10 protein-coding genes are annotated in these 13,219 nt (G+C 60.1%); 7 read left to right on the top strand and 3 right to left on the bottom strand.

What is annotated here, in order from left to right; translation table 11 throughout:
- Positions 1-429: 429 nt before the first annotated feature.
- Positions 430-1,725, bottom strand: coding sequence for a glycine-betaine demethylase subunit GbcA (gbcA, locus tag F8N62_RS12455; RefSeq protein ID WP_150711199.1), 1,296 nt, complete (start codon positions 1,723-1,725; stop codon positions 430-432).
- 295 nt (positions 1,726-2,020) lie between these two features.
- Between gbcA and gbcB the strand changes: the two genes are divergently transcribed.
- Positions 2,021-3,121, top strand: a complete 1,101-nt coding sequence (gbcB, locus tag F8N62_RS12445; protein ID WP_150711197.1) for a glycine-betaine demethylase subunit GbcB — start codon at positions 2,021-2,023, stop codon at positions 3,119-3,121.
- A 105-nt stretch (positions 3,122-3,226) separates the two neighbouring features.
- Here gbcB and F8N62_RS12440 read toward each other — a convergent pair whose 3' ends face one another.
- Both F8N62_RS12440 and F8N62_RS12435 read right to left on the bottom strand, forming a co-directional pair.
- Positions 3,227-4,054 (bottom strand): SDR family oxidoreductase, encoded by an 828-nt coding sequence (locus F8N62_RS12440; protein ID WP_150711196.1) that lies wholly within the window; start codon positions 4,052-4,054, stop codon positions 3,227-3,229.
- A 233-nt stretch (positions 4,055-4,287) separates the two neighbouring features.
- Entirely contained in the window at positions 4,288-5,328 is a 1,041-nt protein-coding gene (locus F8N62_RS12435) for a low specificity L-threonine aldolase (RefSeq protein WP_150711195.1), read from the bottom strand.
- A gap of 133 nt (positions 5,329-5,461) precedes the next feature.
- Between F8N62_RS12435 and F8N62_RS12430 the strand changes: the two genes are divergently transcribed.
- From F8N62_RS12430 to F8N62_RS12405, 6 genes are all read left to right on the top strand, one after another.
- Positions 5,462-6,172, top strand: coding sequence for a TraX family protein (locus F8N62_RS12430; protein ID WP_150711194.1), 711 nt, complete (start codon positions 5,462-5,464; stop codon positions 6,170-6,172).
- Between the two features lie 283 nt (positions 6,173-6,455).
- Positions 6,456-7,709 carry a serine hydroxymethyltransferase gene (glyA, locus tag F8N62_RS12425; RefSeq protein WP_150711193.1) on the top strand — a complete coding sequence of 418 codons (1,254 nt, stop codon included), beginning with the start codon at positions 6,456-6,458 and terminating at the stop codon, positions 7,707-7,709.
- Between the two features lie 23 nt (positions 7,710-7,732).
- On the top strand, positions 7,733-8,983 hold the full coding sequence (locus F8N62_RS12420; protein WP_038981138.1) for a sarcosine oxidase subunit beta: 1,251 nt from the start codon (positions 7,733-7,735) through the stop codon (positions 8,981-8,983).
- Between the two features lie 14 nt (positions 8,984-8,997).
- Positions 8,998-9,327, top strand: a complete 330-nt coding sequence (locus F8N62_RS12415; protein ID WP_150711192.1) for a sarcosine oxidase subunit delta — start codon at positions 8,998-9,000, stop codon at positions 9,325-9,327.
- A complete protein-coding gene (locus F8N62_RS12410; protein ID WP_150711191.1) occupies positions 9,324-12,341 on the top strand; it encodes a sarcosine oxidase subunit alpha in 3,018 nt (1,005 codons plus the stop codon). Before F8N62_RS12415 ends, F8N62_RS12410 begins: the two co-directional genes overlap by 4 nt.
- A gap of 149 nt (positions 12,342-12,490) precedes the next feature.
- Positions 12,491-13,123 (top strand): sarcosine oxidase subunit gamma, encoded by a 633-nt coding sequence (locus tag F8N62_RS12405; RefSeq protein ID WP_150711190.1) that lies wholly within the window; start codon positions 12,491-12,493, stop codon positions 13,121-13,123.
- Positions 13,124-13,219 lie beyond the last annotated feature (96 nt).

Raw genomic sequence — 13,219 nt, 5'->3', positions numbered from 1 at the left:
GCTTGCAGCAGTTTTCCACAGATGTGCCGAAGTTGCCCCCAAAGTCTGTTGGCGCTTCTGTGGATAACGTGTTTGCGATCTTCTACAGGCCACGTCGCACGTGGCTTTAAAGCGTTAGATTAAAAAACGACCAATCGAACGTTAAAAACCGGCTTTTGGATAAGTCACGGATTTTCTTGGCTTTCTGCGGGGAAAGTTATCCTTCACCCTGCACTTGTCCCCATTAACTGTGGGCGGAGGTGTGGATAACTTGTTTGCGGATGGCTGGGGGCCACGGTGGGTATAGCGCTGAACGCAATAGATCATATTTCGTACAGTTCTAAGCGGTATGAGTGTTGCGACTAAAAAGATCGCAGCCTGCGGCAGCTCCTACAGGTGTACACAAAACCCTGTAGGAGCTGCCGCAGGCTGCGATCTTTTGATCTTTATTTAACCCTGAACCGGCACGCCTTTGAGGTACGGCGCAGGCTCGGCGCCCAGATTGTTCAGCAACCGCTCGCTGTACCAATCCACAAAATTCACCACACCAAATTCGTAGGTCTTCGAATAAGGCCCGGGCTGGTACGCCGTGGAATTGATCCCACGCTGGTTCTCTTCGGCCAGACGCCGGTCCTGATCATTGGTCGCATCCCAGACCTGGCGCATGCGCTCCACGTCATAGTCCACGCCTTCAACGGCATCCTTGTGCACGATCCACTTGGTGGTGACCATGGTTTCCTGGGCACTGATCGGCCACACGGTGAACACGATGATGTGGTCGCCCATGCAGTGGTTCCAGGAGTGCGGCAGGTGCAGGATGCGCATCGAACCGAGGTCCGGGTTCTTGATGCGGCCCATGAGTTTCGCGCAGCCCTGTTTGCCGTCTAGGGTCATCGACACGGTGCCTTTGAGAAGCGGCATGCGCACGATGCGGTTACGCAGGCCGAAGCTGGCGTGGGCGTAAGGAATCTTCTCGGCTTCCCAGGCGGCAGCGGAGGCGGCGACGTGGTCCTTGAACGCCTGGTCGGCGCGCGGGTCGGTGACGTCGTCCCATTCCAGCAGGGTTTTCAGCAGTTCCGGGTGCGACGCGTTGCAGTGGTAGCACTCGCGGTTGTTTTCCAGCACCAGTTTCCAGTTGGCCTTTTCCATCAAGGTGGTGGTGATCGCCACCTTGGTGTTCTCCATGTCGTACGGTTCCATGTAATGGTTCAGCGTCGACAGGAAGTCATCAATGGCTGGCGGATTCTCCGACAAGCTGATGAAGACATAGCCGCCGGCGGTCTTCACGTTCACCGGTTTCAGGCCGTACTGCTTCATGTCGAAATCGGCGCCCATTTCGGTGCCGGCGAACAACAGGCGACCGTCCAGTTCGTAGGTCCACTGGTGGTAGTGGCAGACCAGTTTGGCGACCTTGCCTTTTTCACTGGTGCACAGGCGCGAACCGCGGTGGCGGCAGACGTTGTGGAACGCATGGATCACGCCTTCGGCGCCGCGAATCACGATGATCGGGTTCTTGCCGACTTGCAGGGTCAGGTAGTTGCCCTTGCTCGGGATCTCGCAGGCCATGCCGGCAATCAACCACTCTTTCTGGAAGATTTCCTGCATGTCGATATCAAACAGCCGCTCGTCAGAGTAAAACGGCTGCGGCAGCGAGTACGTGCGTTCACGCTCTTGCAGCATCTGCGCGGTGGCCTTGCGTGCGGGTTCCAGCGGATCGCCCAGGCTGATTTTTGCGGTGACGTCCATCGATGTGATCCTCAGGGCCATTCTGTGTGGCCGGCGAAAGTGGCTAATCAGGTTGCTGCTCAGGATTGCTACGCAAGGTGTAAAGGTTGTGTATTGGTATGGGGCGAGTGTGGGGCCGCCGTTGCCCGGAACCTTATCCACGAGCGACATGGCCCACTCTGTTCCCGACGCCGAACCCCCGGTCGTTGGGGGCTGGTCGCGATAAGTATGTGAATGTCGCAGATAGGTAAATGGGCGATCTGCGCTATACGCAGAATCGCCAACATAAGGCCGACCATCGGCGGTGGAGAACAGCATGTCCAACAGCTTCCTGAATCCGGTAACCACCCAGACCTGGGCCAACGGTCGACACATCGTCCGTTGCGTCAAAGTCATCCAGGAAACCTGGGACGTGCGCACCTTCTGTTTTATGGCTGATCAACCGATCCTGTTCTTCTTCAAGCCGGGTCAGTTCGTCACCCTGGAGCTGGAAATCGAAGGCCAGCCGATCATGCGCTCCTACACCATTTCCAGCTCGCCATCAGTGCCCTACAGCTTCTCGGTGACGATCAAGCGCGTGCCGGGCGGCAAGGTGTCGAACTGGTTGCACGACACGCTGCACGAAGGTCAGGAGCTGGCCGTGCACGGCCCGGTCGGGCTGTTCAACGCCATGGACTTCACCGCGCCGAAAGTGCTGTACCTCAGCGGCGGCGTTGGCATCACCCCGGTGATGTCGATGGCGCGCTGGTTTTACGACACCAACGGCAATATCGATATGGTGTTTATCCACAGCGCCCGTTCGCCCAAAGACATCATTTATCACCGCGAGCTGGAACACATGGCGTCGCGGATCGATAACTTCAGCCTGCACCTGATCTGCGAGAAGCACGGTCTGGGTGAACCTTGGGCCGGTTATCGCGGTTACCTGAATCACAAAATGCTCGAGTTGATGACCCCGGACTTCATGGAGCGCGAGGTGTTCTGCTGCGGCCCGACGCCGTATATGAATGCGGTCAAGCGCATGCTGGAATCGGTGGGTTTCGACATGTCGCGGTATCACGAAGAGTCCTTCGGTGCGACGCCACCGGAAGCTCGCGCCGACGCGGTCGAGCAGGCGGAACAAGCGGCGGATGCCCCGGAAGTCGATGCCGCAGACCTGCATCAAGTGGAATTCACCGCGTCTGGCAAAAGTATTCGCGTGGCGCCGGGCGAGACCGTTCACGCCGCGGCGGCCAAGGTTGGCTTGCTGATTCCCAAGGCGTGCGGCATGGGGATTTGCGGGACGTGCAAAGTGATGAAACTCGGTGGTGAAGTCGAGATGGATCACAACGGCGGCATCACCGAGGAAGACGAAGCGGACGGGTTCATCCTGTCGTGCTGCAGCGTGCCGAAGGGTGATGTGCGTATCGATTTCTAGCTGAATAGCCCCTGTAGGAGCTGCCGAAGGCTGCGATCTTTTGATCTTGATGCTAAAAAGCAAAGTCAAAAGATCGCAGCCTTCGGCAGCTCCTACGGGTTCGTTTCAGTCGTCGATAAAGAGGTCTGTCATCAGCGGGTCGGTCGTGTCGGGCGCGAATCGATAGATTTGAAAATCCGTTACTCCGTATTCACCCAGAATCTCTTCATCAATTAGCAACCGACCGGTGATGCTGCGTTCAGTGCTGCTCAGAATGACGTGGGCGGCGTCCGCCATGATCGCGGGCGTGCGCGCATGTTTGAAAGACTCACGTGATCCCAACTGAAATTCGATGGCAGCGGTGGCGATCATCGTCTGCGGCCACAGCGAATTGACGCTGATGCCGTAATGCTTGAATTCCTCGCTCATGCCCAATGTAAGCATGCTCATGCCGTATTTGGTCACGGTGTACGGGCTGTATTGGGCGAACCATTTGCTCGCCAGATTCAGCGGCGGCGACAGGTTGAGAATATGCCCGCCGGACTTCTTCAAATAGGGCAGCGCCGCCTGACTGCACAGCAATACCGCGCGGGTGTTGATCTGGTGCATCAGGTCGAAACGCTTGAGTTCGATGTGCTGGACGCCGGTCAACTTGATCGCGCCGGCATTGTTGATCAAGGCATCAATAGCGCCGAAATGTTCGTTGGCCTGGGCCAAAGCATCACGCACCGCGACTTCATCACGCACATCCACTTGCAGCGCCAGGGCCTTGCCGCCAGCGGCTTCAACTTCCTTTGCCACACTGAAAATCGTACCCGGCAACTTGGCATGGGGCTCGGCGCTTTTGGCCGCAATCACAATGTTGGCCCCATCCCGCGCCGCCCGCAGCGCGATCTCACGACCAATGCCGCGACTGGCGCCGGTGATGAACAGGGTTTTGTCTTTTAGCGACATGCGTTAGCTCCTGCTTATTATTGTTTGAGCGAGTGGAACGGCTCGCAGGACAATGTAGACCAAGACGCTGTGTTGAGTGGCGAGGGAGCTTGCTCCCGCTGGGCTGCGGAGCAGCCCCAAACCCTATGAGTGCGGTCTATCAGGCAGACCCCGTTGGCCGGTTTTACGACGGCTACGCCGCCGAGCGGGAGCAAGCTCCCTCGCCACAGGGGATTGGTGCAGTGCGCGGACAGTTAGCGCGACATCACTTCACGGATATCCGCCGCCAATTCCCGCACGCGTTCTTCTTCGGTATCCCACGAGCACATGAACCGTGCGCCGCCGTTGCCGATGAAGGTGTAGAAGCGCCAGCTCTTGGCCGTCAGCGCGGCGATGGCCGGTTCCGAGAGTTGCAGGAATACCCCGTTGGCCTGCACCGGGAACATCAGTTCCACGCCCGGTATGTCGCTGACCAGTTCGGCGAGCAATTGCGCGCAGTGGTTGGCGTGGCGGGCGTATTTGAGCCAGGCGTCGTTTTCCAGGATCCCGACCCACGGCGCCGACAGGAAGCGCATTTTCGACGCCAGTTGGCCGGCCTGTTTGCAGCGGTAGTCGAAGTCTTCGGCCAGTTTATGGTTGAAGAACAAAATCGCTTCACCCACCGCCATGCCGTTTTTCGTGCCGCCGAAGCACAAGACATCGACCCCGGCCTTCCAGGTCAGGTCCGCTGGCGAGCATCCCAGAAATGCGCAAGCATTGGAGAAACGGGCGCCGTCCATGTGCAGGTTCAGGCCTAGCTCTTTGCAGGTGGCGCTGATGGCGCGGATTTCTTCCGGGGTGTAGACGCTGCCGACTTCAGTGGCCTGGGTCAGGGTCACGACGCGCGGTTTCGGGTAGTGAATGTCCTGGCGTTTGAGGGCGACTTCGCGGATCGATTCCGGGGTCAGCTTGCCGTTTTCAGTGCGCGCCACCAGCAGCTTGGAACCGTTGGAAAAGAATTCCGGCGCGCCACATTCGTCGGTTTCGACGTGGGCGGTTTCCGAGCAGATCACGCTGTGGTAACTCTGGCACAGCGACGACAGCGCCAGCGAGTTGGCGGCGGTGCCGTTGAAGGCGAAGAACACTTCGCAGTCGGTTTCGAACAGTTTGCGGAAATCATCGGACGCGCGAGCGGTCCATTCATCGTCACCGTAAGCGCGCTGGTGGCCGTGGTTGGCCTGTTCCATGGCCGCCCAGGCTTCAGGGCAGATACCGGAATAGTTGTCGCTGGCGAATTGTTGGCTCTTATCGGTCATGGCCCTGCTTTCCGTGGTCGAGTCGCTTATGGTGAAGCGCCTCGTGGTCAATGATGGTGCGCACTTTACCGAAGATCATCCGGCGAGCACACGGGATGCGTCTGACAGAACAATACAAAGACGACGGACAATTATGCACATGACGCAAAGGGATGGGGCACTGGATCTGCTCAAGTGGCTGGCGTTGTTGAGCATGGTGCTCGATCACCTGCGATATGTCGGTTATTCCGTCGATATCCTGTATGTGCCGGGACGGTTGGCGTTTCCGTGGTTTTGTCTGGCGATGGCGGCGAATCTTGCTCGCTCACGGGAAGTCACACATCTGTGGCGGTATCTGGGTTGGTTGGTGCTGTTCAGTGCCCTCAGCGAAATCCCGTATCGCCTGTTTATTCCTGATCCCGACACCTTGAACGTATTGCCCACGCTGGCGTTGGGATTGCTGGTAGCGCGGGGTTGGCAGCACGAAATGCTGCAGTCGCGTTTGCTCGCGGCCGGCGCTCTAACGCTGGCGGCGCTGTTCCCGGAGCGCCTGATGTTCGGTTTCTTTGGTGTTCTGTTGCCGCTGACGATGCTGCTGGTGATCAAACGGCCGTGGTATTTCAGCCTGCTGCCGGGGCTGGTGTGCCTGGCTGCCAATCAATGGGAAGTGCTGTTCAATTCCGCCCGGTTCGGCAACAGTGCGGCCATCCTCGGGATCGCCACTTGTCTGATCGCGCCCTGTCTTGGGCTGGTCTTGTTGCGACATGCCCGTCACTTAAAACCGCCACCGATGCGGCGGTGGGCGTATGCGCTCTATCCCGCGCATTTCCTTGCGCTGTTACTCATCCGCCAGATCACCCCATAACCCTGTGGGAGCGGGCTTGCCCGCGAATGCGTCAGGTCAGCCAACATCAGTGGCGGATGACAAACCGCATTCGCGGGCAAGCCCGCTCCCACAGTGATCTATGTTGATCTCGCGATCGAGTCGGATGAGTCCATTTCAGTCCATGTCGTAAACGCACCTTTGCGTGGCGTCCGTAGGCATTTGACCTGTCTGCGCCGGTCATACCATCGCATCAAAGGGCACTGCCGCAAGGTACGTGCCTCACCGAGACGAATGGCGCACCGCCGCCGCTGGGAGAGATGCGATGTTCAGCAAGCAAGACCAGATCAAGGGTTACGACGATGCACTGCTGGCGGCGATGAATGCCGAGGAGCAACGCCAGGAAGATCACATCGAGCTGATCGCGTCAGAGAACTACACCAGCAAACGCGTCATGGAAGCGCAAGGCAGTGGCCTGACCAACAAATACGCCGAAGGTTATCCGGGCAAGCGCTACTACGGTGGTTGCGAGCACGTCGACAAAGTCGAAGCCCTGGCCATCGAGCGCGCCAAGCAACTGTTCGGCGCCGATTACGCCAACGTCCAGCCGCACTCCGGTTCCTCGGCCAACAGCGCTGTTTACCTGGCCCTGCTGAACGCCGGCGACACCATCCTCGGCATGAGCCTGGCCCATGGCGGTCACCTGACCCACGGTGCCAAAGTGTCGTCCTCGGGCAAGTTGTACAACGCCGTGCAGTACGGCATTGACACCAAGACCGGCTTGATCGACTACGACGAAGTCGAGCGCCTGGCCGTCGAGTGCAAGCCGAAGATGATCGTCGCCGGCTTCTCGGCCTACTCCAAGACCCTCGACTTCCCGCGCTTCCGGCAGATCGCCGACAAGGTCGGTGCGCTGCTGTTCGTCGACATGGCGCACGTCGCCGGTCTGGTCGCTGCCGGTCTGTACCCGAATCCGCTGCCGTACGCCGATGTGGTCACCACCACCACCCACAAGACCCTGCGCGGTCCGCGTGGTGGCCTGATCCTGTGCAAGGCCAACGAAGAAATCGAGAAAAAGCTCAACTCCGCCGTGTTCCCGGGTGCCCAGGGCGGCCCGCTGATGCACGTGATCGCCGGTAAGGCGGTGTGCTTCAAGGAAGCGCTGGAGCCTGGTTTCAAGGCTTATCAACAACAAGTGATCGACAACGCCCAGGCCATGGCCGGCGTGTTTATCAAACGCGGCTACGATGTAGTGTCCGGTGGCACCGATAACCACCTGTTCCTGGTCAGCCTGATCCGTCAGGGCCTCACCGGCAAAGAGGCGGATGCAGCGCTCGGTCGCTCCCACATCACCGTGAACAAGAACGCTGTGCCGAACGATCCACAGTCACCGTTCGTCACGTCCGGCCTGCGCATCGGCACCCCGGCGGTGACCACGCGCGGCTTCAAGGTGAGCCAGTGCGTCACGCTGGCCGGCTGGATCTGCGACATCCTCGACAACCTCGGCGATGCCGACGTGGAAGCGAATGTCGCGCAGCAAGTGTCGGCCCTGTGCGCGGACTTCCCGGTTTATCGCTGAGCGCGGTTTTGGAGTAAATGACTATGCAACGCTACTCGGGCTTCGGCCTCTTCAAACACTCCCTCAGCCATCACGAAAACTGGCAGAAAATGTGGCGCACGCCGACCCCTAAAAAGGTCTACGACGTGGTCATCGTCGGCGGTGGCGGGCATGGCCTCGCCACGGCTTACTACCTGGCCAAAGAGCACGGCATCACCAACGTGGCCGTGGTCGAAAAAGGCTGGCTGGGCGGCGGTAACACTGCGCGTAACACCACCATCGTTCGCTCCAACTACCTGTGGGACGAGTCGGCGCATTTGTACGAACACGCGATGAAACTGTGGGAAGGCCTGTCCCAGGACCTGAACTACAACGTGATGTTCTCCCAACGCGGCGTTTACAACCTGTGCCACACCCTGCAAGACATCCGTGATTCCGAGCGTCGAGTCAGCGCCAACCGCCTCAACGGCGTCGACGGCGAACTGCTCGATGCCAAGCAAGTCGCCGACGAGATTCCGTACCTCGACTGCTCGAAAAACACCCGCTACCCGGTGATGGGCGCCACCGTCCAGCGTCGCGGCGGCGTCGCCCGTCACGATGCCGTGGCGTGGGGCTTCGCCCGTGCCGCCGATGCACTCGGCGTGGACCTGATCCAGCAGACCGAAGTGATCGGTTTCCGCAAGGAAAACGGCGTGTGCATCGGCGTTGAAACCAACAAGGGTTTCATCGGCGCCAAGCGCGTCGGCGTCGTGACGGCCGGTAACTCCGGGCATATGGCCAAGCTCGCCGGTTTCCGCCTGCCAATCGAATCCCACCCGCTGCAAGCGCTGGTGTCCGAGCCGATCAAGCCGATTATCGACAGCGTGATCATGTCCAACGCCGTACACGGTTACATCAGCCAGTCCGACAAGGGCGACCTGGTGATCGGCGCCGGCATCGACGGCTACAACGGCTACGGTCAGCGTGGTTCGTACCCGGTGATCGAGCACACCGTCCAGGCCATCGTCGAGATGTTCCCGGTGTTGTCCCGCGTGCGCATGAACCGGCAGTGGGGCGGCATCGTCGACACCACGCCGGATGCCTGCCCGATCATTTCGAAAACTCCGGTACCGAACATGTTCTTCAACTGCGGTTGGGGCACCGGTGGCTTCAAGGCCACACCTGGCTCGGGCAACGTATTTGCCGCAAGCCTGGCCAAGGGTGAAATGCACCCATTGGCCGCACCTTTTTCCATCGACCGTTTCCACAACGGTGCGTTGATCGATGAACACGGCGCTGCTGCGGTTGCCCACTAACAGGAGAAATCCCCATGTTGCATATCTTCTGTCCTCACTGCGGCGAGCTGCGCTCCGAAGAGGAATTCCACGCATCCGGCCAGGCGCACATCCCGCGTCCACTGGACCCGACCAGCTGCACCGACGAGGAGTGGGGCGACTACATGTTCTTCCGCGATAACCCTCGCGGCCTGCACCACGAGCTGTGGGATCACGTTGCCGGCTGCCGTCAGTATTTCAACGCGACCCGCGACACCGTGACTTACGAGATTCTCGAAACCTACAAGATCGGCACCAAGCCACAATTCACCGACAAGACCGATAGCTCGAAAGCGGCTACGACGGCTCTGGGAGAGAAGGTATGAGCCAGATCAATCGCCTGTCCAACGGCGGACGGATCGACCGCAACAAAGTGCTGAGCTTCACCTTCAACGGCCAGACCTACAAAGGCTTTGAAGGCGATTCCCTCGCTGCTGCATTGTTGGCCAACGGTGTCGACATCATCGGTCGCAGCTTCAAGTATTCCCGTCCGCGTGGCATCGTCGCCGCCGGTGCCGAAGAGCCGAACGCGGTGCTGCAGATCGGCGCCACCGAAGCCACGCAAATCCCCAACGTGCGTGCCACGCAACAAGCGCTTTATCAAGGCCTGGTCGCCACCAGCACCAACGGTTGGCCAAGCGTGAACAACGACGTGATGGGGATTCTCGGCAAGGTCGGCGGCAAGCTGATGCCGCCGGGTTTCTACTACAAAACCTTCATGTACCCGCAATCGTTCTGGATGACGTACGAGAAGTACATTCGCAAGGCTGCCGGTCTTGGTCGTTCGCCGACCGAGAACGATCCGGACACCTATGACTACATGAACCAGCACTGCGATGTGCTGATCGTCGGCGGTGGCCCCGCCGGCCTCGCTGCTGCACTGGCAGCCGCGCGCAGCGGTGCGCGGGTGATTCTCGCCGATGAGCAGGAAGAGTTCGGCGGCAGCCTGCTCGATTCCCGCGAAAGCCTCGACGGCAAGCCAGCGGCCGAATGGGTTGCCAGCGTGATCGCCGAACTGAAGGACACCCCGGACGTACTGCTGTTGCCGCGCGCCACGGTCAACGGTTACCACGACCATAACTTCCTGACCATTCACGAGCGCCTGACCGATCACCTCGGCGACCGCGCTCCGATTGGCCAGGTCCGCCAGCGCATCCACCGGGTTCGCGCCAAACGTGTGGTGCTGGCCACCGGCGCGCACGAGCGTCCACTGGTCTACGGCAACAACGACGTACCGGGCAACATGCTCGCGGGCGCTGTCTCGACGTATGTCCGCCGCTACGGCGTGGCACCGGGCAAGAAGCTTGTCCTGAGCACCAACAACGACCACGCGTATCGCGTTGCTCTGGATTGGCTCGACGCCAGCCTGCAAGTCGTGGCCATCGCCGACGCCCGCAGCAATCCGCGCGGTGCGCTGGTGGAAGAGGCGCGTGCCAAAGGCATTCGTATCCTGACCGGCAGCGCGGTGATCGAGGCCCGTGGCAGCAAGCACGTGACCGCCGCTCGCGTCGCCGCCATCGATGTCAAAGCGCACGCCGTAACCAGCCCAGGCGAGTGGCTCGATTGCGATCTGATCGCCACCTCCGGCGGTTACAGCCCAGTGGTTCACTTGGCTTCGCACCTGGGCGGCAAGCCGACCTGGCGTGAAGACATCCTCGGTTTCGTACCGGGCGAAGCACCGCAGAAACGCGTGTGCGTCGGTGGCATCAACGGCGTTTACGGACTCGGTGATTCATTGGCCGACGGTTTTGAAGGCGGCGCTCGTGCGGCCAGCGAAGCCGGTTTCAGCGTGGTCGAAGGCACCTTGCCGAAAGCCTTGAGCCGTCTGGAAGAACCGACGCTGGCGCTGTTCCAGGTGCCTCACGAAAAAAACTCTGCCCGTGCGCCGAAGCAATTCGTCGACTTCCAGAACGACGTCACTGCCGGCGGCATCGAACTGGCGACCCGCGAAGGCTTCGAGTCGGTCGAGCACGTCAAACGCTACACGGCGCTGGGCTTTGGCACCGACCAGGGCAAACTCGGCAACGTCAATGGCCTGGCCATTGCCGCCCGTTCGCTGAACGTGACCATCCCGCAGATGGGCACCACGATGTTCCGTCCGAACTACACGCCGGTGACTTTCGGTGCAGTAGCGGGCCGTCACTGCGGGCACATCTTCGAACCTGTGCGTCACACCGCCCTGCATCACTGGCACGTGAAGAATGGCGCCGAGTTCGAAGACGTCGGTCAGTGGAAACGTCCGTGGTACTTCCCGAAAAGCGGTGAAGACATTCACACCGCGGTCAAACGCGAATGCAAAGCCGTGCGCGACAGCGTCGGCCTGCTGGACGCCTCGACCCTCGGCAAGATCGACATTCAGGGCCCGGATGCGCGCGAGTTCCTCAACCGCATCTACACCAACGCCTGGACCAAGCTCGACGTGGGCAAGGCGCGTTACGGCCTGATGTGCAAAGAAGACGGCATGGTCTTCGACGACGGCGTCACCGCCTGCCTCGCCGACAACCATTTCGTGATGACCACCACCACCGGTGGCGCTGCACGCGTGCTGCAATGGCTGGAAATCTACTCGCAGACCGAATGGCCAGAACTGAAGGTGTACTTCACTTCCGTGACGGATCACTGGGCAACCATGACCCTGTCCGGGCCGAACAGCCGCAAGCTGCTAAGCGCGGTCACCGACATCGACCTGAGCAACGACGCGTTCCCGTTCATGACCTGGAAAGAAGGCCTGGTCGGCGGCGTGCCGGCGCGGGTGTTCCGGATTTCGTTTACCGGTGAGCTGTCGTACGAAGTCAACGTGCAGGCCGACTATGCGATGGGCGTGCTGGAAAAAATCGTCGAGGCCGGCAAGCAATACAACCTGACCCCGTACGGCACCGAAACCATGCACATTCTGCGGGCGGAGAAGGGCTTCATCATCGTCGGCCAGGACACTGACGGCTCGATGACGCCGGACGACCTGAACATGGGCTGGTGTGTCGGTCGCACCAAACCGTTTTCGTGGATTGGCCAGCGTGGCATGAACCGCGAAGACTGCGTGCGTGATCAGCGTAAACAGCTGGTCGGCCTGAAACCGATCGATCCGACCAAATGGCTGCCGGAGGGTGCGCAGTTGGTGTTCAACACCAAGCAGACGATTCCGATGACGATGGTTGGTCACGTGACCTCAAGCTACCTGCACAACTCCCTTGGCTATTCGTTTGCCATGGGCGTGGTCAAGGGCGGCTTGAGCCGCATCGGCGAGCGCGTGTTTGCGCCGCTGGCCGATGGCAGCGTGATCGAGGCGGAAATCGTTTCTTCGGTGTTCTTCGATCCGAAGGGTGATCGCCAGAACATCTAATGGCCTCGGGTCCTGTGGGGTGCCTGCTACCGCCTTCGCGAGCAGGCTCGCTCCCACAGGAGATCGCGGTCAAATGTGGGAGCGAGCCTGCTCGCGAAAGCGGCAGAACAGCCTCCACAGAAGCCAACAGAATTTAGAACAGGTGCTTTATGACCGCAGCCAATGTTTACCAACAACGCCCAACCACCGGGGCCAAGGCCGAATCGTCGCTGCATCATGCCGACCTCGCCAGCCTGGTGGGCAAGGGCCGCAAAAGCGCCGGCGTGATCGTGCGCGAGAAAAAACTCCTCGGCCACCTGACCATTCGCGGCGATGGCCACGATGCAGCGTTTGCCGCCGGCGTGCACAAAGCCCTCGGCATTGAATTGCCAGGCGCACTGAGCGTCATCGTCAAAGGTGAAACCAGCCTGCAATGGATGGGACCGGATGAATGGCTGCTGATCGTGCCCACCGGCGAAGAATTCGCCGCCGAGCAAAAACTCCGTGAAGCGCTGGGCGACCTGCATATCGCGATCACCAACGTCAGCGGCGGCCAGCAAATCCTCGAACTGAGCGGCCCGAACGTGCGCCAGGTGTTGATGAAATCCACCAGCTACGACGTGCACCCCAACAGTTTCCCGGTGGGCAAGGCCGTCGGCACCGTGTTCGCCAAGTCGCAACTGGTGATCCGCCACACGGCCGAAGACACCTGGGAGCTGCTGATCCGTCGCAGCTTCTCGGATTACTGGTGGTTGTGGTTGCAGGATGCATCGGCCGAGTACGGCCTAAGCGTTCAGGCTTGATCGCCAAAGAACTGTAGGAGCGAGCTTGCTCGCGATGGACTTGAAGGCGCCGCGTTGATCCAGGAAGTACGCGTTATCGTTGACGTCCATCGCGAG

This window comes from Pseudomonas fluorescens, assembly GCF_902497785.1.
Lineage (GTDB): Bacteria > Pseudomonadota > Gammaproteobacteria > Pseudomonadales > Pseudomonadaceae > Aquipseudomonas > Aquipseudomonas fluorescens_BO.
Note: the sequence above shows the minus strand (reverse complement) of the source record. Positions and strands in the feature narration are given on the sequence as shown.

Excerpts from the sequence above, each read along its gene's own strand:
- gbcA (WP_150711199.1), bottom strand. The coding sequence starts at position 1,725 with ATGGACGTCACCGCAAAAATCAGCCTGGGCGATCCGCTGGAACCCGCA.
- gbcB (WP_150711197.1), top strand. The coding sequence starts at position 2,021 with ATGTCCAACAGCTTCCTGAATCCGGTAACCACCCAGACCTGGGCCAAC.
- F8N62_RS12440 (WP_150711196.1), bottom strand. The coding sequence starts at position 4,054 with ATGTCGCTAAAAGACAAAACCCTGTTCATCACCGGCGCCAGTCGCGGC.
- F8N62_RS12435 (WP_150711195.1), bottom strand. The coding sequence starts at position 5,328 with ATGACCGATAAGAGCCAACAATTCGCCAGCGACAACTATTCCGGTATC.
- F8N62_RS12430 (WP_150711194.1), top strand. The coding sequence starts at position 5,462 with ATGCACATGACGCAAAGGGATGGGGCACTGGATCTGCTCAAGTGGCTG.
- glyA (WP_150711193.1), top strand. The coding sequence starts at position 6,456 with ATGTTCAGCAAGCAAGACCAGATCAAGGGTTACGACGATGCACTGCTG.
- F8N62_RS12420 (WP_038981138.1), top strand. The coding sequence starts at position 7,733 with ATGCAACGCTACTCGGGCTTCGGCCTCTTCAAACACTCCCTCAGCCAT.
- F8N62_RS12415 (WP_150711192.1), top strand. The coding sequence starts at position 8,998 with ATGTTGCATATCTTCTGTCCTCACTGCGGCGAGCTGCGCTCCGAAGAG.
- F8N62_RS12410 (WP_150711191.1), top strand. The coding sequence starts at position 9,324 with ATGAGCCAGATCAATCGCCTGTCCAACGGCGGACGGATCGACCGCAAC.
- F8N62_RS12405 (WP_150711190.1), top strand. The coding sequence starts at position 12,491 with ATGACCGCAGCCAATGTTTACCAACAACGCCCAACCACCGGGGCCAAG.